General features: G+C 72.5%; 18 protein-coding genes and 1 pseudogene. 3 read left to right on the top strand and 16 right to left on the bottom strand.

Going from position 1 to position 22326, the window contains the following annotated elements; genetic code table 11:
* Positions 1–39 precede the first annotated feature (39 nt).
* The 6 genes from OG589_RS31220 to OG589_RS31245 form a co-directional block, all read right to left on the bottom strand.
* A complete protein-coding gene (locus tag OG589_RS31220) occupies positions 40–312 on the bottom strand; it encodes a helix-turn-helix domain-containing protein (protein WP_405141535.1) in 273 nt (90 codons plus the stop codon).
* Positions 313–425: 113 nt separating this feature from the next.
* Positions 426–812, bottom strand: coding sequence for a type II toxin-antitoxin system VapC family toxin (locus OG589_RS31225; RefSeq protein WP_405141537.1), 387 nt, complete (start codon positions 810–812; stop codon positions 426–428).
* Between the two features lie 98 nt (positions 813–910).
* Positions 911–1489 carry a PIN domain-containing protein gene (locus tag OG589_RS31230; RefSeq protein WP_405141539.1) on the bottom strand — a complete coding sequence of 193 codons (579 nt, stop codon included), beginning with the start codon at positions 1487–1489 and terminating at the stop codon, positions 911–913.
* Between the two features lie 21 nt (positions 1490–1510).
* Complete coding sequence (locus tag OG589_RS31235; protein WP_405141541.1) at positions 1511–1975, bottom strand: helix-turn-helix domain-containing protein; 465 nt, start codon at positions 1973–1975, stop codon at positions 1511–1513.
* 374 nt (positions 1976–2349) lie between these two features.
* The gene (locus tag OG589_RS31240) at positions 2350–5757 is read right to left on the bottom strand and encodes an ATP-dependent helicase (RefSeq protein WP_405152165.1); all 3408 of its coding nucleotides are present in this window, start codon (positions 5755–5757) and stop codon (positions 2350–2352) included.
* Positions 5758–5813: 56 nt separating this feature from the next.
* A complete protein-coding gene (locus OG589_RS31245) occupies positions 5814–8981 on the bottom strand; it encodes an ATP-dependent helicase (protein WP_405141543.1) in 3168 nt (1055 codons plus the stop codon).
* A 388-nt stretch (positions 8982–9369) separates the two neighbouring features.
* On the opposite strand from OG589_RS31245, the gene OG589_RS31250 reads away from it, so the two are divergent.
* Positions 9370–10350, top strand: a complete 981-nt coding sequence (locus OG589_RS31250) for a DMT family transporter (protein WP_405141545.1) — start codon at positions 9370–9372, stop codon at positions 10348–10350.
* A 16-nt stretch (positions 10351–10366) separates the two neighbouring features.
* Here the strand turns inward: OG589_RS31250 and OG589_RS31255 are convergent.
* From OG589_RS31255 to OG589_RS31300, 10 genes and pseudogenes are all read right to left on the bottom strand, one after another.
* Positions 10367–11737 (bottom strand): annotated as a pseudogene (locus tag OG589_RS31255) (PLP-dependent aminotransferase family protein); the annotation flags it as partial.
* An 80-nt stretch (positions 11738–11817) separates the two neighbouring features.
* Positions 11818–12687, bottom strand: coding sequence for a GNAT family N-acetyltransferase (locus tag OG589_RS31260; RefSeq protein ID WP_405141547.1), 870 nt, complete (start codon positions 12685–12687; stop codon positions 11818–11820).
* 150 nt (positions 12688–12837) lie between these two features.
* Positions 12838–13419, bottom strand: a complete 582-nt coding sequence (locus OG589_RS31265) for a type II toxin-antitoxin system PemK/MazF family toxin (protein ID WP_405152166.1) — start codon at positions 13417–13419, stop codon at positions 12838–12840.
* The gene (locus tag OG589_RS31270) at positions 13419–16376 is read right to left on the bottom strand and encodes a CDP-glycerol glycerophosphotransferase family protein (protein ID WP_405141549.1); all 2958 of its coding nucleotides are present in this window, start codon (positions 16374–16376) and stop codon (positions 13419–13421) included. Before OG589_RS31270 ends, OG589_RS31265 begins: the two co-directional genes overlap by 1 nt.
* A 70-nt stretch (positions 16377–16446) precedes the next feature.
* Complete coding sequence (locus tag OG589_RS31275; RefSeq protein WP_405141551.1) at positions 16447–16758, bottom strand: MGMT family protein; 312 nt, start codon at positions 16756–16758, stop codon at positions 16447–16449.
* Complete coding sequence (locus tag OG589_RS31280) at positions 16746–17108, bottom strand: hypothetical protein (protein WP_405141552.1); 363 nt, start codon at positions 17106–17108, stop codon at positions 16746–16748. The genes OG589_RS31275 and OG589_RS31280 overlap by 13 nt, the downstream gene beginning before the upstream one ends.
* A 136-nt stretch (positions 17109–17244) precedes the next feature.
* Positions 17245–18432 carry a S8 family serine peptidase gene (locus tag OG589_RS31285; protein WP_405152167.1) on the bottom strand — a complete coding sequence of 396 codons (1188 nt, stop codon included), beginning with the start codon at positions 18430–18432 and terminating at the stop codon, positions 17245–17247.
* 2 nt (positions 18433–18434) lie between these two features.
* Positions 18435–19172 carry a hypothetical protein gene (locus OG589_RS31290; RefSeq protein ID WP_405141554.1) on the bottom strand — a complete coding sequence of 246 codons (738 nt, stop codon included), beginning with the start codon at positions 19170–19172 and terminating at the stop codon, positions 18435–18437.
* Between the two features lie 180 nt (positions 19173–19352).
* Positions 19353–20666 (bottom strand): S8 family serine peptidase, encoded by a 1314-nt coding sequence (locus OG589_RS31295; RefSeq protein ID WP_405141556.1) that lies wholly within the window; start codon positions 20664–20666, stop codon positions 19353–19355.
* Entirely contained in the window at positions 20660–21379 is a 720-nt protein-coding gene (locus tag OG589_RS31300) for a hypothetical protein (protein ID WP_405141558.1), read from the bottom strand. Before OG589_RS31300 ends, OG589_RS31295 begins: the two co-directional genes overlap by 7 nt.
* Before the next feature lie 127 nt (positions 21380–21506).
* Between OG589_RS31300 and OG589_RS31305 the strand changes: the two genes are divergently transcribed.
* Together OG589_RS31305 and OG589_RS31310 are read left to right on the top strand one after the other, a co-directional pair.
* Entirely contained in the window at positions 21507–22001 is a 495-nt protein-coding gene (locus tag OG589_RS31305; protein WP_405141560.1) for a hypothetical protein, read from the top strand.
* Complete coding sequence (locus OG589_RS31310; RefSeq protein ID WP_405141562.1) at positions 22001–22306, top strand: winged helix-turn-helix domain-containing protein; 306 nt, start codon at positions 22001–22003, stop codon at positions 22304–22306. Before OG589_RS31305 ends, OG589_RS31310 begins: the two co-directional genes overlap by 1 nt.
* Positions 22307–22326 lie beyond the last annotated feature (20 nt).

Here is a 22326-nt window from a genome sequence, read left to right on the forward strand (position 1 = left end):
GGGCCCTCGTGCATCAACGGGTGAGTACCCCTTGGGAGATCAGTAGGGAAGATCTGCCTCTTCGGCGACTTCCATGATCCTCCGACGGCCTTCGGCACGGTGCTCACGACGTTCCTGGAACTCCAAGACATCTGCCAGTCGGACCAGACGGTGATTGCTGCCAGGCAAACGCTGGGAAGGGATCTCCCCTTCGTCCAGCAAGCGCGTGACAAATGGGCGCGACAGACCGAGCAGGGCCGGCAGGCCCTTGGAAATACTGCCCGAGCTGAAGGCGAGGCCCTTTGTGCAGGCGCAGGCCATTCCAACCTTCATCGGCCCACCCGGCACCCGAGTGACGGGTGGGCCACCTGCTGCCCACCCAAATCGTTGCCCACACCCACAGGCACACGCCCCGGCTTCCTCACAGTTGGACACCTCACGCGGCCTTAAGGCGTGATCAACGTAAGGCCGTGGTGAGTGTTGAAGTCCTCGAAGTCCTTGACGTTCAACGTGGCGAGGGGAAGTCCGTGTGTCAGGCAGCAGGCCGCGATCCACATATCGTTCATCGGGCGGGGACGACCGCGCTTCATCGCGGCGGCACCGAGCTTGCCCCAGGTCACGGCGATGTCCTCATCTCCGGGGAGAACTGGAACGCCACTGAGCCATTCGGCAAGAGCGCCACGACTCCGTGTGCCCCAATCGCGAATTTCCATCCACTTCGTCAGCTCCGCCAGCGTCACAAATGTGATCAGCGGAACGGCCCCCGCCAGCTTGGCTGCCAGAGACGCTGGAAGTCTGCGCTTGTGGATCAGACAGGAGGCGTCAGTGTCCAAGACGACAGGCGACATGGTCAACGGGCGCGTTACGCGATGTCGGAGTGACGCTCGGGATAGATGAAGGGTCTCTACGATCTAGACGGAATGCACGGTTGTCAGGGTTTACCCGGTTGGACTGACAGACGGCTGCGTATCCGTTGGGCGAAGCCTGGGACACCTGCCCGGTCCAACGCGTTAGTGATGTCCAGCACGGTCATGGGCGGGCGACGTTTCCCGGCCGACATCCTGGCCAGAACGCCCATCACCTCATGAAGGTTCTGGGCCAGCAGCGCACACAGATAGGTATCGGGGTCGACGACGGTCAATCCGTAGCAACTCAGAGTCGACGCAGGGAAGTCGGAGAGGTTCCAGGTGACCAAAGTCTGTACACGACCAGCAATGGCAGCGGCCATATGGTGGCAGTCGTCGGGGTCGGGGCCGTCGATCCGGTCAAGCAAGTGCTTGTAGTCATCCTCGGAAACGCGGGTATCGGCAAAGAACTCCCGGATAGCCGCACTGATGCGCGCCGCCGCCGGGGCCGAGCGCCGCCGCTCGCGCACGATCACACGCTCCCATTCCTCCAGCAGATGATCGCTCCAGACCAGGGCATGCACCGCGTCCTCGGTCAGAGCCAGCATCAGATCCATTAGTGAGAATGGGAACAGCACATTAGTATCGACGAAGACCCGGGCCATCGGCCGGTACCCCTTGGGAGATCAGTAGGGAAGATCTGCCTCTTCGGCGACTTCCATGATCCTCCGACGGCCTTCGGCACGGTGCTCACGACGTTCCTGGAACTCCAAGACATCTGCCAGTCGGACCAGACGGTGACTGCTGCCAGGCAAACGCTGGGAAGGGATCTCCCCTTCGTCCAGCAAGCGCGTGACAAATGGGCGCGACAGACCGAGCAACTGGGCGACCTCATTCGGGGTCAGACGGGTCTCAACCGGAAGGGTGAAGACTGCGTTGCCCTTCGCAAGGTCGTGAGCCGCAGCCACCACGAGACTCACGAGTGATTCGGGCAGCACGATGTCACGGCCCTCGGGCCTGCGAAGCACCAGTTGGGCATGCAGTGCGGCAGCGGCAGTCTCAACATCAGCAAGTAGCTCACGGTCGCCGCTGTCTGCTTCGACACGTGTAGCGCCGGCCAGAACACCTGTACGAGGCATGGTCACCTCCACCGCCAAGACGATATCTGAAATAACTGTAACTCGGGAAGCAGCAAAGCGCCATCTCTGGGCCGCCGCCCGACGAGCGGACCGCCGGCTTCAAACCATTCGGCCTCGGCCCTGCGGTCGCCGCGTTAGCCGACTTGGCTGGGGGCTGGATGGCCCGGCAGGCCCTTTGTGCAGGCGCAGGCCGTTCCAACCTTCATCGGCCCACCCGGCACCCGAGTGACGGGTGGGCCACCTGCTGCCCACCCAAATCGTTGCCCACACCCACAGGCACACGCGCCGCAGGGTACGGCTCACGCCAAGTGATCGCATGGCTTTTCTCGGTCAACTTTCCTCGGGGACCGGCTCGATCAGCGCTGCCTGAGCCGGAGGCGAGGACCTTATCTGTCCTCGGGGACCGACTCGATCAGGCGGACAAGACCTCTGGCGTCGAGGAGGTCGACGGGGCGTACGGTCTCGTTGGCGCGGACGTAGTGGAAGGCGGCGCCGACCTTCGAGAGCGGGACCCCAGCGAGGTGGGCCCAGGCCAGCCGGTAGGCCGCGAGTTGGACGGCCGAGGCCCTGGCCGCCTGCCCGCGCGGACGCTCCCCCGTCTTCCAGTCGACCACCACGTAGCCGTCGCCATCGGTGAAGACCGCGTCCATCCGACCGCGCACGAGCCGGTCGGCGATCATGGTCTCGAAGGGGATCTCCAGGTCGACCGGCTCCAGGGACGCCCACTGGCTCTCCTCGAACCGGGCCTGCAGCTCGGCGAGCTGGGTGTCGACTCCGGAGAGGTCGTCGGAGGCGCCGGGCAGCTCGAAGTCGTCGATCAGGCGCTGCTGTCCCCACCGTCCCTCCAGCCAGCGGTGGAAGGCCGTGCCTCTGCGGGCGAGCGGCGCGGGCTTGTGGGGCAGCGGGCGGCGGATCTGCCGCGCCAGCGCGGCCGGGTCGGCCGCCAGGGTCACCAGCGACGAGACGGTCAGGTGGGCGGGCAGCTCCACGACGGCCCCACCACGCCTCCTGGACTGGTCGCGCTCCTTCAGCAGCAGCTCCGTGTCCCGAGCCCAGGCCCGGACACGCTCCTGCTCCCACTCCTTCATCGAACCCACAGAACCCACAGAACCCACAGAGGACACAGAACCCACAGAACTCGCAGGGCTCGGGGGACCCTCCGAGCCAGGCGGGCTCCCGGGACTCGTCGCGGAGGCAGGTGCGGAAGAGCCGGGGCCCGGCAGAGGGGCCACGCCGTTGATGGCGTTCAGGACCAGGTCGGCGCCGCTCTGGATGGCGTCGTACCGCTCGCCCTCGGGCGTGGCCGGCCACTGCTCGGCCGGAGGCTCGGCCAGCAGGGGGTTCGCGGCGTCGTCCTCGATCTCCGGAGCCCAGTAGGCCACCTGCCCGGACGCCTCGCGGATCTCCAGCAGGAAGTCGGAGGGGTCGAGCGGCCGCGCGGCCGACCCCCACCGGTAGCCGGAGGCGATCAGCAGGTAGTGCGCCCGCGTGACGGCGACGTAGGCGAGGCGGCGCTCCTCCATCAGGTCGCGCTCGCGGCAGAGGTCGTCGAACTCCGCCAGGTCGTCCTTTTCCAGGCCGTTCAGCACCGGCAGGTCGTCCCGGTCGCCCCGCAGGGAGTACGGCAGCTTGCGGGGGTTCTCGGTCCACCGGGAGTTGGTGACGGGCGTGGCGGGGAAGACGCTGCCCTTGGCCAGCGCGCCCTTCTGGGTGGTGAGCTGCGAGAGCCCCGGCACGATGACGACCGGCCACTCCAGCCCCTTGGAGGCGTGCACGGTCATCAGCTTGACGCTGTTGGTCTCGCCGACCCGCCCGGCCTCCAGGCCGAACTCCTCGGACTCCGCCGCCTTGAGATAGGCGAGGAACGCCCCCAATGTCGGGTCCTCGGCGTCGCCGGCGAAGCGTGACGCGGCGTCGAGGAAGGCGTCCAGGTCGGCGCGGGCGGTGAGCGGCCCGCCGCCCCTCGCCGCGACCTCGACGTCCAGGCCGAGCCGACGCTCGATCTCGGCGATCAGGTCGGGCAGCGGCTGGCCGGTGTGCGCCCGCAGGACGCGCAGCTCCTGGGCCAGGCGCGGCAGGCGAGCGCGGGCGAGCGGCGAGAAGGGCTCCAGCCACTCGGGCCGGTCGGGCAGCTCGTCCAGGGCGTCGACCAGGCTGCCGCGCTCCTCGGCCATGTCGGCGACGACCTGGTCCAGCGGGTCGTCCCCGGCCGGGCCGCCCCGGCCGGCCACGGTCAGCTCTCTGGCCAGGTCTCCGAGCACCTTCAGGTCGGCCGGGCCGATGCGCCAGCGCGGCCCGGCGAGCAGCCGTACGAGCGCGTCACCGGCGGTCGGCTCGTACAGCACGCGCAGCGTCGCGACGAGGTCGGCGACCTCGGGGACGGTCAGCAGGCCGCCGAGGCCGACCACCTCGACCGGGATGTCCCGCGCCTCAAGGGCCCGCCGGAGCGCCGGGAACTGCGCGCGCTTGCGGGCCAGGATGGCGATGTCCTGTGGTTGCAGGGCCATCGCGCCGCCCCAGGTGCCGCCCGCCTTGACCTTCTCGCGGAGCTTGTCGCGCTCGCCCTCGCCCCACGGCAGGCCGTCGGGCGCGACCTCCCTGCCGAGCATGCGCACCACGCCGTCGGCGATCCAGGCGGCCTCGTCCTCGGCGGTCTGGTGGAACGCGGACACGACCCTTCCGCGCCCGACGCGGTTCGTACCCGGCACGAGCACGGGCACCTCCCGCGCCTCCTCGCGGAGGGGCACCTGCACCCGGGCGGCGACGTCGAGGACCCGTTCGCCATTGCGGAAGCTGACCGACAGCCGGCGCACGGGGGCGGGCTCGCCGGTCGTGGTGGGGAAGTCGTGCACGAACCGCTTGAGGTTGCCCGACGAGGCGCCGCGCCAGCCGTAGATGGACTGGCAGGGGTCGCCCACGGCGGTCACCGGGTGGCCACCGCCGAACAGCGCGCGCAGCAGCACGAGCTGGGCGTGGCTGGTGTCCTGGTACTCGTCGAGGAGGACGACCGAGAACCTGCCGCGCTCGATCGCGCCGACCTCGGGGTGCCGGTCGGCGATGCGGGCGGCGAGCGCCATCTGGTCGCCGTAGTCGATGACCTCGCGGCTGCGCTTGAGCCGGTTGTACGCGTCGACCATGGGGAGGAACTGCTCGCGGATGTCCTGCGTGCGCACCGGGCGGCGCTGCGCGAGCGTCGGCCTGCCGCCGAGCCGGGCGAAGCGCTCGTCCAGCCAGTGGCCCACCTCGCGAACCTCGTCGGGGGTGCGCAGGTGCTCCGACAGCTCGCCCGCGAGGTCGAGCACGGCCGCCGTGACCGAGGGCGGCGCGAGGTCGACGCGGTCCATGGGGCCGTCATACCGGCCGACCACGCGGGCCGCCATCTGCCAGGAGATGGCCGGGCTCACCAGCCGCATGGTCGGCTCCAGCGCCTCGCGGAGCGCGTGGTCGGTGACCAGCCGCGCGGCGTACGCGTGGTAGGTGGACACGGTCGGCTCGGCGTCGAGCAGCTCGGGCGGGGCGAGCCCGACCTCGGCGAGCCGGGTGAGCCGCTTGCGCACCCGGGCGGCCAGCTCCGCGGCGGCCTTGCGGGTGAAGGTCAGGCCGAGGACGCGCTCGGGGCGCACCAGCCCGTTGGCGACCAGCCAGACGACCCTGCCCGCCATGGTCTCGCTCTTGCCGGAGCCCGCGCCGGCGACCACCACCATCGGCTCCCTCGGCGCCTCGATGACGGCGGCCTGCTCGGGGGTGGGCGGCGGGATGCCGAGCTTCTCGGCCAGCTCGATCGGGCCGATCAGGGCCGGGCGGGTGGTCTCCGCGGCGGAGTCGGCCTCGGGGCCCGGCGGGGTGGGGCCTAGCAAACCTGGCCCCCGCTGTCGTTGACCGGGCAGCTCACCTTGGCGGCGCAGGTGCGGCAGCCGTCGTTGACCTTGGCGGTGAAGACCCCGGCGGCCATGCCGGTGGCCACGGTGTCGACCAGCTCGCGCGCCCACTCGGGCTGAGGGTCCTCGCCGAGCGCGCCCTGCCGCTGCTCCTTGGCGACCTTGGCCTCCTTGCCGGCCGCCTTGCCGACCTGGACGAGCGCGGCGCCGCCGGGCTCGGTCATGCCGTGGCGCTCGAAGGCCCCGAGAAGCGTGGCGAGCTGGTAGACCCCGAGCTGCGGGTGGCGGTCGAGCTCGGCGTCGGGCGGCTTGGCGGTGCCGGTCTTGAGGTCGATGATCACGGCACGGCCCTCGCCGTCGCGCTCGACGCGGTCGACGCGGCCGCGGATCTGCACGCCGTCGGACAGGACGGCCGTGAAGGCCTCCTCGACCGCGACCAGCTCTCTGGGGTTCTGCTCGTGCCAGGAGAGGAACCGGGCGACCATCTGCTCGGCCACCTTGCGCTGCTTGCGGTTGAACCAGACCCCGCCGAAGTCGAGCTCGTCCCAGACCTCGTCGAGCCGCTTGCCGAGCGTGTCGCCCGCCTGCCCGGCCACGGCGAGCACGGCGATCGCGTGGATGACGCTGCCGAGGCTGCGGGACATGTCGGTGCCCGAGGCCCCGACGGCCGTCTCGAGCAGCCAGCGCAGCCCGCACTTGGTGAAGCTCTCGACCGCGGAAGGCGAGACCCGGACGATGTTCTCCGGCCAGCTCAGCGGGCGGTCGTCGGAGATCGGCGTGAGCGCGTACCACTCGTCGGGGTGGGCTCCCGGGACGCCGGCGCGGGCCAGCCGCGCCAGGTGCCCGGCGGCGGCCGTGCGCATGGGCTCGGGCCTGGTCGGGTCGCACACGGCCGATCGCAGGTCGGCGACCAGCGCGGACATGCTCAGCCAGCGGGCGCGGTCGTCGACCGCGGCCTCCTCGACGGCCCCGGGGAGCAGCTCGGACAGGAACCGGGACGGCCGCTCGTCGGTGTCCTCGCCGCCGACCGCGGTGACCACCAGGCGGCAGCGGGCGCGCGTGGCGGCCACGTAGAACAGGCGGCGCTCCTCGGCGAGCAGCTTGGAGGCGAGGGCGGCTCCGGCGGCGTCGGCCCCGTCGAGCACGGAGCCCTCCGACAGCTCGACCAGCTCCTCGACGCCGAGCAGCGACCCGCGCAGGCGCAGGTCGGGCCAGACGCCCTCCTGCACGCCCGCGACCACCACGACGTCCCACTCGAGGCCCTTGGAACGGTGGGCGGTCAGGATGCGCACGGCGTCGCCGTCCGGCGCGTGCTCGGCGAGCGAGTCGCCGGGGATCTCCTGGGAGACCAGGTCGTCCAGGAAGACCTCGGGGCCGGCGTGCGGAAGGCGGTCGACGAAGCGCGCGGCGTAGTCGAACAGGGCCACCACCGCGTCGAGGTCACGGTCGGCCTGGGCTCCCTTGGCCCCGCCCGCGAGGCTCATGTCCGTCCAGCGCTCGGCCAGGCCGGACGCCTGCCAGATCGCCCACAGCGCCTCCTCGGCGGTGTCGCCCCTGCTCACGGCCTCGCGGGCGGCGGTGACCAGGGCGGCGACGCGCTGGGCGCAGGCGCCGACGTGCGGCTCGATCGGGATGAGCTCGCGCGCGTCGCGCACGGCGGCGACCAGCAGCTCGTCGGACGAGCGCGGCGGCAGCGACATCGGGCCGGCCGGAAGCGCCGCCGCCGGAAGCGCCGCCGCCGCCAGCTCGGCGATGCGCAGCGCGCGGCGCAGGCGGCGCACGCCTATCGCGTCCGTGCCGCCCAGCGGGCCGGTGAGCAGCTCCTCGGCCGTGGCGACGTCGAGCGTGGCCGGATGGAGCGCCACGCGCAGCAACGTGACGAGCTGCCGCACACCGGGCTCCTGGATGAGGGGCACCTCGTCGCCCGCCACCACGACCGGCACCCCCGCGGTGAGCAGCGCGCGGCGCAGCATCGGCACCTGGCGGCTGGCGGACCGCACCAGCACGGCCATGCGCGACCAGGGCACCCCTTCGAGCAGGTGCGCCCGGCGCAGCGTGTCGGCGACGATGGCGGCCTCCTGGGTCTCGCTGTCGGCGAGCAGGACCCGCACCTGGCCCGCGTCGGCGCTCTCGACGGGAAGCAGGTCGCGGTGGTCGCCACGGCTGCGGCCCGCGCCCGGAGGCACCGGCAGGCGCGACGCGACGCGACGGGAGGCGGTCAGGAGCTCGGGGCCGCTGCGGCGGCAGACCCGCAGCGCCACGACGGGCGCCTCCTGGCCGTCCAGCGTGCGGAACCTCTCGGGGAAGCTCAGGATGCCGCGCACGTCGGCGCCGCGGAAGCCGTAGATCGACTGGTCGGGGTCGCCGACGGCCACCAGGTCGCGGCCGTCCCCGGCGAGCTGCTGGAGCAGGAACTCCTGCGCGGGGTCGGTGTCCTGGTACTCGTCGACGAACACCACGTCGTAGGCGGCCCGCTCGCGCGCCCGTACGTCGACGTCGGTGAGCAGGGCGGCGGCGGCGCGGATCAGCTCGGCGTAGTCGAGCGCGGGGCTCGGGTCGAGGTCGAACCTGTCGGCGTAGCGGTACGCGAACCGGCCGGCCGCGACCCAGTCGGAACGGCCGTGCTCGCGGCCCAGCACGACGAGGTCCTCGCCGTCGAGGCCGCGCTCGGCGCCGCGCGCCAGGAAGTCGCGCAGCTCCTCGGCGAACCCGCGGGTCTTCAGCGCCTCGCGCATGCTGGAGGGCCACTGCCGCGCGCCGTCCTCCAGCTCGCCGTGGAGCAGGCGGCGGATCTCCAGGAGCTGCTCGGGACCGGTCAGCAGGCGCGGGGGCGGCTCGCCCGCGAGGACGGCCTCACGGCGCAACAAGGCGTAGGCATAGCTGTGGAACGTGAGCGCGAGCGGTGTGCGCGTGGTGCGGCGCATGCGGCCGGTGATACGCTCGCGCAGCTCTTCCGCGGCCTTGCGGCTGAACGTGAGCACCAGCACCCGCTCGGGGTCGGCTCCGCGCCGCTCGACGCGGTCGACGACGCTCTCGACGATCGTGGTGGTCTTGCCGGTGCCCGGGCCCGCGAGCACGAGCAACGGGCCGCCCTCGTGGCGCACCACCGCCCGTTGGTGCTCGTCGAGAGCAGGAGGCATCGCCTGCCCCGTGCTTCCCCGCCGTACCAGTCGGTAGGCCTGACCACTCACAACACGCTATTCCACCAGACCACAGGGGTAGATCGTGCCGACTCGACCGTACGGTGCGTGTGTCGATCTCCGCCGAGGACGACAAAACACGTTACTGGGGGGTTGCTCCGGTCTGCCGGAGTGACACGGCACACAGCCGGAAAAGCCTTCGGTGGACGTCGTACGCCGCGCCCGCTCCTCCCGTCTCCCACGGGAAGAGGCAGGGGTCCGCTTCGGCCCTGATTGGCCCTGTCTCGCGATCAGCCCCGCTGCCAGCATGGCGAGCGGACGAGCGACGACGGCTTCACGGGGAGGACGACATGCCGATGACCACGGTGCTCTACGGGGCGGCGAGCGCATGACGGGCGACGGCACCGGGGATGGCCGTCGTGACCGGCGGCGGGCGGCGGCGGGGGCGGCCACGGCGATGTTCTGCGTCGGCACGCTCACGGCGGTGTCCCCGGCGCTGCACGACTATCCGGTCTACGGCGGGCAGGCCCTGCGGTACGCCGCCGGCGCGCTCCCGCTCTTCCTGGTCATGCGGGCACGCCGGCTCCCGCACCTGAGGCTGAACGCCAGGGAGATCACCCTGATCGTGCTCCTCGCCGCCGTCGGGCTCGCCGCGTTCAACATCTTCGTCATCGAGTCGACCCGGTACGCCGACCCGGCGACCGTCGGCACGATCGTGGCGACCGTGCCCATCATCCTGGCCCTGGCCGGACCACTGATGGACCGGCGGCGGCCGACCCCGCACATCGTGGTGGCCGCCGCCGTGGTCGCGGCCGGCGCGGCGGTCGCCACGGGTCTCGGCCACGCCACACTGCTCGGGGTGCTCCTGGCGCTCGGCGCGCTCGCGTGCGAGGTCGGATTCTCCCTCCTCGCCGTCCCCCTGCTCCCCCGGCTCGGCGCGATCCGCGTCTCGGCGTACGCGACCGCCGCGGCCGTCCCGCTCCTGGCGGTCGCCGGGCTCGCATCGGACGGGCGGGCGGCGATACGGCCGCCGACGCTCGGCGAGGCGGCGGCGATGGGGTACCTCGCGCTCGTGGTGACGGCGTTCGCGTTCTTCTGCTGGTACGACGCGCTGCCCCGGCTCGGTCCTGAACGCGCCGGGCTGTTCTCGGGCTTCCTGCCGATCGGGGCGATCGTCTCCAGCGTGCTCCTCGGGACCGGGCACCCCGGCGTCCCCGACCTCCTCGGTGCCGCGCTGGTCATCGGCGGCCTTCTCCTCGGCCTGCGCCCCCGGCGGGCGCCCCTGGCCGCCGTTCAGGCCGCTCGAACTCCGCCCACGCGCGAGCCAGCCGGTCGACCAGACGGTCGAGCACGTCCGGGCCGAACGTGAAGGCCAGGCGCAGGAACCGGTCGTGCGCGCCGGTGGGGTCCGTCGTGGAGCCCGGCGTCACCTCGACGCCGTGCCGGAGGGCCACGTGGGCGTACTCGGTGGCGTCGACCCCGGGCAGCTCGACCCACAGCCCGCCGCCGCCGTCCGGCCTGCGCCACCGCCAGCCCGGCAGCCGCTCGCGGAGCAGCTTCTCGATGTGGTCCAGACGCTGCTCCCGTACGGGGGCGCGGGCGGCCTGGATCCCGGGCAGGCCGGGAACGAGCCGCGCCGCGAGCATCTGGTCGATGACGGGGCTGCCGAGGTCGGCGAGGGCCTTGCGGCGTGCCAGCCTCTCGATGAGCTCCGAGGGGCCACGTACCCATCCGATGCGCAGCCCGGCCCAGACCACCTTGGCCAGGGAACCCGCCGACAGCACCTTCGCCCCGCGCGGCGCGTACGCGGCGAGCAGGCCGGGGTCCTCGGAGAGGTAGGAGTTGTCCTCCAGGACCGGGATGTCGTACCGGGCGGCGAGCTCGGCCACCCTGCGCCGCCGGGCCGCCGACATCAGGACGCCGGTCGGGTTGTGGAAGGTGGGCATCAGGTAGATCAGGTCGGGCCGCCCGGAGGCCAGGACGCCGGCCATGGCGCGCGCGTCGGCGCCCTCGTCGTCCACGGGAACGGTGACGATGCGGGTGCCGCGCGCCCGGAACACGTCGAGGCAGCCGGGCCAGCCGGGCGACTCGGCCAGCGCGGTGCCGCCCGGCCCGAGGCACAGCTCGGACACCAGCACGAGGGCCTGATGCGCGCCCGTCGTGACGAGGATCTGATCGGGCGTGGTGGGGAGCCCGGTGCCGGTCAGGTGCTGGGCGATGGCCCGGCGCAGCTCGGGAAGCCCGGCGGGGTGGTAGCCGGGCTCGTCGAAGGCCGTCTCAAGGTCGGCGCCCGCGAGGTCGCGCAGGGCCGTGACCAGCTCGGGGACGGCTCCCTGCGAGGAGCTCGCCACCGAGATCAGGTCTCCGGGCCCGTCGATGAGGTACTGGTACATCGCGGTGCCCGTGCCGCCGGGCACGCGCCCGTCCGAGATCGGCCGGCGGGTGGTGGCGTTCCGCGCGATGCGGGTGCCGCTGCCCCTGCGGCTCTCGACCAGCCCGGCCTCGCGCAGGGCCTCGTACGCGGCGACGACGGTGGTGCGGCTGACCCGCAGCGCCCCGGCGAGCTGCCGTTCGGAGGGGATGCGCTGGCCGGGGAGCAGGGCGCCGGTCTCGATGGCCTTGCGTATGCCGTCGGCCAGCCTGCGGTAGAGCGGGCCGGTGCCGCTGGGCCAGGTCGCGAACGAGGCGATGACCTCGCTTTCCGAACGCTCGAAGCCGTGGGCGCGCTGCGGACGTGATGCGCGCGACGTGTCCACCTGTCACCCCGTTCGACCTGGAAAGCTCGGTCCACTTTCCCACGGCGCGCGGTCAGGTGGACTGCTTGTTGGGGGCGCGGTCAGCCCAGCGCGAGCATGACGGGGGTGAACAGGCGGTCGAGGTCGCCGGGGAGCGGGCCTCCGTGCACCATCAGCTCCGTGGAGAAGGCCGGGGTGAGCCCGCGCGCGACCGCCCAGGCCGTCAGCTCGGCGTGCCGCGTGTCGATGTCCAGGCGGACCTGCCCGTGCAGGCCCGTCACCAGCTCCGCGATCAGAGCCTTGGCCACGGCCGTGCTCTCGCCGACCACGGGCCCGACGGCGACGTTGTCCACGTTGCGCCATGCCGCGCCGAACCCGACCATGGCGCCGCCGCGCTCGACGACACGGGTCTGCTCCGCGAAGGTGAACAGCCGCGTGACGAGCCGCGTGCGGGGCGCTCCCGACGCTTGAGCGTCCAGGGCGATGACCGCCGAAAGGTCTTCCTCGTGCGCCGGGCGGACCCCGTCGTGCTTGAAGTCCTCGGGTTCGAGCGCGACGTGCCCGATGTGCGTGACGATCGTGCCGACCGTCTCGAACCCCACCTTCTCGTACAGGCCCTTGCCGTACTGGGTCGCGGTGAGGAAGACCGTCACGTCGCCGGCCTGCTGGAGGGCGTGGAGCATGAGCCTGCGTCCGAGCCCCATGCGGCCGTGCCGGGACGCGACCAGGACCATGCTGACCACGGCCAGATCGCGCCCGTAGCGGGTCAGCACCACCGTGCCGGCCAGGCCGCCCGCCGGGTCGTCGATGCCGTAGACCTCGCCGACCTCGAAGAGCAGGCGCCACTTGGCCTCCTCGGGGAGCCACTGGCGGTCGATGGCCAGCAGCAGGCAGTCGCGCAGGTCACCGGGACCGAGCCGCCTGATCGGTACGTCCGTGACACCTGGCCGGTCGGCGAAGCCCGATTCCATGCATTACCCCCGAAGATGCGTCCCGGGCCCCTCGAACCCGCTACATCCGGCATCATCGACCACATTCGCTGACAAATCTACCGATTTTCCCCGCAGTCAACCGGCCGTTGACGCGCCTTGCAGGGTGCCACAGGGTGCTCGCAACCGGGGTCAGCCGTCGTAGACCCAGCCGGTGTCCTGCAGGCGGGTGACGCGCTTCCACGTCCGCGCGTCGCACGACGCGGCGGCGAGGTTGCGGAAGTCGCGGTCGCGCACGACATGCGTCTCGGACAGGTCGAGCCAGCTGTCCTTGGTCGCGTGCGGATCCCACCCGGCCGTCGGGATGGAGAGGTACTCGCCGCGGTCGGACTTGTCCTGGCTGGTGATCTTCAGAACTTCCACGCTGCGCGGGTGAGTCCGTACGACGAGGCAGGGGCGGACCTTGGAGCCCGAGCCGTCGGAGTAGGGGACGTCGGCCCACCAGATCTGGCCGGGCGCGGGCCGCGACTCCCACGCCGGGCTCGGCGGGCGGGAGTGCACGGGCAGCGGCCGCCGCCCGGGACCGGCGGCGGGACGCCCCTTCCGCGGGGGACGCGGCCTCCGGCCTCCCGGGGCGGACGGCTTCCGCCCGGGACGGGACCCGCCGCGCTCGCGGGGAGCGACTTTGCCCCGTACGAGCACGGCCACGAGGCCCGCGGCCACGAGCAGGACCCCGCACACCACCAGCACGGTCATCAGCCGGTCGCTCATCATCACGGCTGCGTGCTGAAGACGTGGTCGACGAGCCTGGCGGTGGCCTTGCCGTCGTCCTTGGGCGCGTAGGTGCGGACGAACGACTCGTACCGGTCGGCGTAGTCGCCGGAGAGCGCGTCGATGAGGCGCACGGCCTCGATCACGTCGCTCCCCTCCGACAGCAGCGGCCCCGGGGCCTGGGTGCGCAGGTCGAGGTAGAGGCCGCGCGTGTTGCGGTAACGCTCCAAGTCGTACCCGAAGAAGACCATCGGGCGCCGGGTCACCGCGAAGTCGAACATCACCGAGGAGTAGTCGGTGATCAGCACATCCGCGATCAGCAAAAGATCAGCTATATCGGGATAAGTCGTAACGTCGAGGGCGAAGGGGTACTCCCGGCTCATCGGCCCGGGACGAACCAGGGACGCGGGCCCGGGGACCACCAGCCCGGGAACCGCCGGCGGCGCCTGCGTCATGTGGCCCCTGACCAGCAGCACATGGTCGCGCCCGAGCACCCGCCTAGCCTCGGTCAGGTCGAGCCGCACCGAGCTGTTCCTGCGGTCGTGGTCGCGCCACGTCGGGGCGTACAGCACCACGCGCTTGCCCAGAGGCACGCCGAGGTTGCGCCGCACGGACGCGGCGAGGTCGGAGCGGTCGTGGGCGAGGACGTCGTTGCGCGGGTAGCCCGACTCGAGGATCTCCCCGCCGTAACCGAACGCGCGGCGCAGCACCTCGGAACCCCACGGGCTCTGCGTGACGAGCAGGTCCCAGTTGGCCACCTCGGCGGCCTGGCGGTACCAGGCGGCCGGCCTCGGCTCGCGTGACATGTGGCGCTGGTCGCCGCCGACCCGCTTGAGCGGGGTGCCGTGCCAGGTCTGCACGCAGATCTGGTCCTCGCGGGCGCGGAACCACTGGGGAAGCAGCGTGTTGGTGATGATGTGGCTCGACCGCGCCAGAGCCGTGTAGTGCTCGCGGCTGCCCTCACGCACGACCGTGGGCGTGATGCCGGGACCGAGGCCGAGCGCGGCGGAGTCCGGCGGGACGAAGGCGCCGTCCTTGACGACCCAGATGTGCTCGCGGTCGTCGCCGCGCCTGAGCCGCTCCTCGTAGACCGCCCGCGCGCTGTCGGAGTAGGAGCGACCGTCGAAGGAGACGTAGACCGTCGCGTCGCGGAGCTCGCGACGGCGCTCTGCGGGGTAGTGGACCCTGCGCAGCGCCCAGAGGCCGCCCGCGCCCTTCTCGTCGTCGGGCAGGTGCTCGGCGGCGACCAGCACGGGAACGTCGAACCGCGTGGCCACCAGGCGGTAGTCGCGGTCGCCCACGATGTGGACGCCCTCGTCCAGCGTGTCGAGCAGGCGGTGGTCGACACGCAGGGGCGCGGTCGTGCCCTTGCCGCCCGCGACCGACAGGCTCCAGGCCCCGGACGCCAGCGCCACCGTGCTCCCGAATCTGGGCATGGCGCCCGGCGCGAGCCGTACGGAGAACTCGGACCCGGAACGCCCCAGCGGCACGCGGTAGGTCAGGCCGGCCCGCTGGCGCAGCACCAGCTCGCGCTGCCCCGGATCGGTGTCGGGATAGGTGCCCGCCAGCGTCAGCGTGCCGTCGGCGGCCCACGCGGCCGAGGTGATCACCGGCCAGACGCGGTGGGCCGAGACCACGGCCCGGTCGCGCCGGTCGCGCAGCACGGTGACCTCGTGGCGGTCGATCGCGATGTGGGTCTCGGCGGTGTTCTCCATCATGATCGGCGCGGCCGGATCGCCCTTCGGCTCGATCCACAGCCGGCGGGCGTCCCGCTCCTTCATCAGCGCGGGCACGGCGAGCGCGACCGAGAACCGCGTGCCGCCCTCGACCGGCGTGAAGTCGGCGTGGATGCGGTGACCGCCCAGGCGGGCCCTGCCCTTGGTCGCCGTCGCGCCGGGGAGGAAACCGGTCAGCTCGACCTGGTCGCCCACATGCGCGACCCCGGTCAGCTCGGCCCTGGTGGGCTGCAGCACGACCTGGAAGGCCCGGTCGGAGGTCCACGCCGGGCGCACCCACCAGCCGGGACGTACGCGAAGCCCGGCCGGGCGCTCGGTGCGCCCCACCACGGGACCGCGCAGGGCGCCGGTCGCCCGCGCGCCACGGCTCCAGATGACGATGTCGGCACGCCAGGTGGTGGTGTCGGGGACCGCGGGACGGCGGCGCAGCAGCCGCTGGGCACCGTGGACGGCGGCGCGGATCGCCGCGCGCCAGCGCAGCGACCACGGACGTATCTCGGCCACGAACCCGGCCCAGTCGTAGTTGCAGCCCGGCTCGCCCGCGCCGTAGGTGGCCTCCGGGCGGTAGACGCGGCGGGTGCGGGCGGAGATGGGCGGCACCCAGCGCGGGCCCCTGAGCACCACGGTCGCGCGGTTGAGACGCCGGCTGCGCACGGACAGCCCGACGAGGTAGGCGTGGCCGCTGACGCGCAGCCGCCCGCCCTGCCAGGAGACGTCGTCGACCTCGGTCACCGGGACGAGGTCGGACCTGCGCAGGCGGAAGAGCGGCTCGGGCGCGACCACGGGCAGGTCGGCGTACCAGGCGAGGCCCTTGCGCACCCTCTTGGACGGCTCGGCCGTGGCGGCGACCAGGTTGGCCAGCTCGTCGCCCTGAGCGAGCTCCGCCGGGTCGCGGTTCTCGACCAGGTAGCAGGCCAGCCGCCTGGCGACCGGCAGGCGGCGCTTGACCGAGGGCTCGACCTCGGCGAGATAGTCGCGCAGCAGGTCGACGGCCTGGCGCAGGCGCGTGGCGTCCCGCCTGGCGGCGGTCTCCAGCCGCAGGGCCAGCGGCCCGTTGAGGGCCCCGGCGTGCAGCCGCCGGCGCTCGGAGCGGGAAAGGCCCGTGGAGTGGACGGCCGCGATCAGCGCGTCGAGCGGCTCTCCCCTGTCATAGAGGTCCTGGGCGGCCCGCAGCCGGTCGGCGACGACGTCGCCGGTTGGCGCGGGCGGGGCACCGGTGGCCATCAGGGAGGCACCGCCTTTCCAGTCGACCGCAAAGGGCGTCTCTGGAATGGTAATGCGACTTACTGAGAACTCACTGATGATCTCCCTGCCATCGGGCGCGGCGCATGTCGGCGCGCTCGCCCCTCAGGGGAGTGCCCTCCTGCTTCCACCGGGAGAGGCATCTGCTCTCGTGGCCGGGGGGCGGCGTGCCGTCGGCGTGGACGACGCGCCACCAGGGAACGCCTCCTCCCCAGGTGGACATCACGCGGCCCACCTGCCTCGGGCCGCCTTCCGCGAGGTATTCGGCGATGTCGCCGTAGGACATGACCATTCCCGGCGGGATGCGCTCGACCAGGTCGAGCACCCGCTCGGCGAAGGGCGTGGGGTCGCTCACGCGCTCCACTGCGCGGGCCCGAGGGAGAGGATCTCCTCCAGCTTCCCGAACTCGTAGGCCGCGTCGCCGTTCACCTGCTCGACGATGCCGTCGCGGATGCCGTACGCCTCGCCGTCCTCGCCGACCAGGCTCCCGCCGAGCATGCCGGCGAGCCGGGCCAGCTGGGCGACCTCCCAGTCGGAGGTCGGCTTCCCGTACAGGCGCCCCTGCCAGGTGGCGATGGCGTACTCGCCGTCACCGTGGCGCGCGAAGACCTCGCCGGCCTCCGGTGTGCCGCGCAGCTCCAAGCCGGCGTCCGCCGACGCCGTCGCCTTCGTGAGCTCGGCGTAGGCGAGCGGCGATTCGCGTTGTACACGCAACTCGTATCCCACGAGACGGGAACCCTAGCGAACCTTTACCGATCACTGGTACACGAAAGAGCAAGTTCGGTCAGACCGCATCCGAAATGCCGCCGAACGGCAGCCGAATAGCGCCCCAATCGCGTCCACGACGTGATCATTGCCGTTCGGACCGCCGGGTGAGCACGACCACCCCGGCTCCGAACCCTATGAGCCCGAGGAGAACGCCGGCGCCGTAGACCCAGAGTCGCACAGGATCGGGCCCTGGCGGAGTAGGCGCGGGCGCCGTCGTGCCGTTTCCGAAATGAAGGTCGCTCCGTACCGGAAGCGAGGTGGTGTACGCCGTGAGCTCGCCCGCGCGCTTGAGCGCGGCCGCCGCGTCCACCACCCCGAATCCCACTTTGTCGCTATAACGGGCGGCGGGCTTGTTCCTGGTGGTGGACGTGAGCGCACGGGCAACCAAATCAGGGCTTAGATTCGGATATTTCGCCTTTATTAGTGCGGCCACCCCGGCCACCAGGGCCGTCGACGCACTGCTTCCCTCCATCTGCCGGAAGCCGCCGCCGGGAACCGCCGCGGGGACCCCCACGCCGGGCGCGCCCACCAGCACCGAGAGGTTGTCGCTGCTGAACCCGGTGGCCTTGCCCTGCCTGTCGACCGCGCCGACCCCGATCACCCCCGCGTAGCCCGCGGGGAAGCTCCAGAACGTGGTGCCGTTCTTGCGCGCGTACTCGGAGTCGCCGTCGTTGCCCACGGCCGCCACCAGCACCACGCCGCGCGCCAGCGCGTACGCGACGGCCTGGCGGTCGGCGCGCTGCGTGGCGTACTCCCCGAGCGACATGCTGATGACCTTGGCCCCGTGGTCGGTGGCGTAGCGCAATGCCCTCGACAGCGGGCTCTCGCTGGGCAGGCCGAGACCGTCGTCGGGCTCGACGAGGTCGTACTCGGGCTCGTCTTCGGAGATCACGGGAACCGACAGGATGCGCGCGCCTGGGGCCACGCCGATCAGGCCTCCGTCGTGGCCGGACCCCGCGATCAGCGAGGCCATCGCCGTGCCGTGCGGCCCGACGGGCGGGGGGCCGTCGTCGAACACGCTGGCGCGCATGTCGGGCGCGACGGTGACCTTGCCCTTCAGCACCGGGGCCTTGGGGTCCACCGCGCTGTCGACCACGGCCACGGTCACGCCGTCCCCCCGGGTGACCTTCCACGCCTGCTCGGCGTTGAGCGCGTCGAGCACCCATCGTTGCTGGTCACGCACCCCGTCGGCCCGTACGGGAGCCGCGAGCAGCCCGGCGAGGGCCACCGCCCCCGCGACCGCGCACGCGCGCGCGGCGCCGGCCCGCACCCTCAACACACGTTCCCCTGGGTGCAGCGCGGGATCTCGGGTGGCGCGGACAGGCCTCGGGCGATGTGCCCGGCGATGGACTGCGCCGTCGGCCACAGCTCGCTGTGCGTGATCTCCTCCATCGGCACGGACTCGCGCGTGCGCCCGTCGGCGTACCCGGCGGTGGAGAAGACGATGTAAGGCCCCGCGCCCGTCCAGCTCGTGCGCTGGCGCTGCGCGGCGCCGAAGGACTCGGTGACCGTGCCGGGGAACGCCACGGGGCGCACGCCCACGCGGTCGTCGACGGGCAGGTCACCCCCGGTCTGCACCCGGGTCTCCTCGTCGTCGAGCACGGCCACCCCCACGGTCATCACGAAGGTCGAGGTCTGGTCGACGTACGTCGCGCGCAGCATGGTGCGGCAGCCGTGCTGCCGCAGGACCGTGGCGACGGGGGCGTCCACGACGGACGCGCAAGGCGCCTCCCTGGCGATGCCGACGCGCCGGGCGGACTGCCGCACCCGGGACAGGCCGAGGTACTCCACCTCGGCGGGGAACACGGCGTCGGCCCGCCAGGCGTACCAGCGCCTGGCGACGTCCTCCTCGGCGAAACGGGTGCGCTCGGCGACCGTGAGCGGCCGCGCGCGGGTCTCCTGCAGCAGGCCGACCACGCCGAGCAGCACGTTGGTCGCCGCGATGGCGAGGATGGTGCCCATGATCAGCAGGAACAGCGATCGAAACCGGACGCCCCGCTCAAGCTCCATGCGGTCGATGGCCGCCTGCACGCCGGCGGCACGCGCCCGGGCGCCGGCCCACGGCCGCGCTCCCTCACGGGCTGTGCCATCGCCCGAAGGAAACCTTCCCGCGCTCCGCGCACCCTTCACACGGGCGGGCCAAGGCGTCACCGGTCGTGACCGTGGCTCCTCAGGCGACATACATCGATGCTACGTCGGCGCCCGCTGCCGCCCACCCGGTTGGGGCTCCTGGGGCTCATCGTGTTCCCGGTGTTCCCGGCTGCGCCGGGAGCGCCGTACGAGCACGATCACGACGGTGAGGCTCGCGCCCGCGCACGCGGTCGCCGCCAGGGCCAGTCCCCCGTACACGGTGATCATGCCCGTGTCCCGCCGGACGACCTGCACCGGCGGCAGCGGAGAGGCCGCCGCGTCGGCGTCGGGGGACATCGGCAGGTCGGCGTCCTGCACACCCGCGCCGTAGGCGGTGTGGCGGTGCCGCGCCAGCCTCGCGGCCTCGGCGAGCGACCGCGCCGCGTTGACCACGCCGAACCCCATGCCGGGGTCGTAACCCCTGGACGGGCGGCGCGTGGCGCCGGTGGTGAGGGCCTGAGCGACAAGCGCAGGCGACATTTTTGGATATTTCGCTTTAATGAGGGCGGCGACCCCGGAGACGAGCGCCGTCGCCTGCGACGTGCCCCTGCCCACCCAGTACTGGTCACCGGGACCGGCCCCGAAGATGTCCACACCGGGCGCCGCGAGGAGGACCAGCGAGTTGCGGTTGGAGAACGACGCCTTGTGCATCCCGCGATCGGCCGCCGCCACCGAGATCACGCCGGGGAGCGAGGCCGGGTAGGAGTACGGCCCGTCCTTGCGGCCCGCCCCGTCGTTGCCCGCCGCCGCCACCAGGACCACGCCCTTGGAGATCGCGTATTTGATGGCCGCGCGTTCCTGCCGGGTGGGCTGGTCCTTGGAGATCGACATGTTGATCACGCCCGCGCCGTGGTCGACGGCGTAGCGGATGCCGCGCGCGACGACGTTCTCGAACCGCGCCTCGGAGTTGAAGGCGTGGAAGCCCGGCTCGTCGTCCTCCAGGATCACCCGCACCGAGAGCACCTTGGCGGCGGGCGCGACCCCGATCACCCCGTCGGAGTGCCCCGGGCCGTGCCCGTGCCCCGCGATCAGCGAGGCCATGTACGTGCCATGCAGGCGGAGCGGCGCGACGCCGCGCGGGTTGGCGCCCACGGTGAGATCGGGGCCGGTGAGCACGGACCCGGCCAGGTCGTGGTGGCGGGGGTCGACTCCGGAGTCCAGCACCGCGACCTTGACCCCCGCGCCTCGGGTGATCCGCCAGGCGGCGGCCACGTCCAGGGTGCGCATCACCTGGCGCTGGCTCCCGCGCACCTGGTCGGCCAGCGCGGGCCCGGCCGCCAGCGCGCCGGCGACCTGCAGCACCAGCATGACCACCAGCACCGGCAGCGCCGCGAGCACGGCACGGGGACGCCGCGCGGCGCGGACCCTCAGCACTGCCAGTCCTTGCCGGCGCAGTCGGGACGCGCGGGGGTGGCCAGCGTGGTCAGTATCCGGTCCTCCAGGTCGGAGGCGAAGCTGAAGATGGTGGAACGCTGGTGGCCCACCGACCTGGCCGGCCGCCCGTCGACCTGGCCCGCCGTGGTGAGCACGAGGTACGGCCCGGCCTGCGCCAGCGAGGACGCCTGGCGGGCGGCGGCGGTGAACCGGTCGGCGACGGTCTGGGGGAAGGCCAGCGCGCGCAGGCCAGGCGAGGGCACGCCGCCCGGCGGGAACGCCGCCCTGGCCGCGAGCGCGGACCCCTGGTCGGGGAAGGCCGCGACCCCGATGGTCACGACCACTCCCTGGAGCGCGTCGAGGTAGGTCGCGCGGAGCACGGCCCGGCAGCCGGCCGCCTTCAGCACGGTTCTGAGGGCGGCGTCCACGGCCGCCGCGCAGTCGGTGCGCGAGGAGATGCCCACCCTGCGGGCGTTCTCCTGGCCGCCCTGCTCGGCGACGTATGGGAGCAGGGCCGGGAAGATCTCGCCCGCGGGCCAGGCCTGCCAGCGGCGGGCCGTCTCCTCGGCCGAGGCCTGCTGGATCTCGGCGACGCTCGGGCCACGGGTCAGCTCGGCGCCCGCGGCCCCGGCCGCCACTCCGGCGATGATCGCGCAGATCAGGGTGAGCGCTGACGCCATCACCAGGGACGGCCACGCACGCGACTCACTCACCTGCCCGACCCTAACGCCCCCGGTGGGGAGGCATCGGCCGTTCCATCCGCATAGATCCCTTTGGAAAGTACTTGACGGAATGGAAAGTGGAAAGTACTTTCCTGAGTGGAAACGATGGGAGACCTGCATGAACGCCACCCCTGACGACGCCGCGTCCATCACCCCGGAAGCCGCCGCGCACAGCCTGCGCGAGATCCGCGCGTCCCAGGCGGGCATCGTGAGGGCCAGGCCGTGGTTCCCCACCTGGTATCCCGTCGGCGTCGGCGTCTACGCGACCGGGTTGCAGTTCTTCATGGAACCGGGCACCTCCGGCCCGCTCGCGGTGACGGGGATCACCCTCCTGACGGTCGCCCTCGCCGGCCTGATCGTCGCGCTGGCCCGCACCAACCGGCAGGTTCCCCACCGCAGCCTCGTCAGGCCCGCTGTGGTCGGCGCCTTCGTCGTCTGGCTTCTGGTGGGCGTCGCCGTCTGCATGGTGCTCGCGGTCACCCTGTCGTCGGCCGAGGTCGCCTACGGGCGCACGTACGCGGGCGTGGCCATGACGGCGTACCTGGCGGTCACCGGCCCGGCCGTCGGCCACGCGATCACGCGGCGCATGGCGGCGAAGATCGAGGGCCGCTGATGGAGCGGCTCGACCCGCTCATCCACGCTCCGGCGAGGCTGCGCGTCATGTCGCTGCTGGCCGCGATGGAGGAGGCGGAGTTCGCGTTCGTCCGCGACGCGGTCGAGGTCAGCGACTCGGTGCTGTCCAAGCACGCCGCGGCGCTGGAGACGGCGGGGTACGTCGTGATACGCAAGGGCCACGTCGGCAAGCGCCCCCGCACCTGGCTCAGGCTCTCGGACGCCGGCCGGGAGGCGTACGCGGCCCATGTCGCCGCGCTCCAGGCCATCGTCGCCCGCTCGGGGCTGTCGCTCACCGGCGAGTAGACGGCGTGAGGCCCGCGCCC

It is taken from the genome of Sphaerisporangium sp. NBC_01403, from assembly GCF_045040145.1.
Lineage (GTDB): Bacteria > Actinomycetota > Actinomycetes > Streptosporangiales > Streptosporangiaceae > Sphaerisporangium > Sphaerisporangium viridialbum.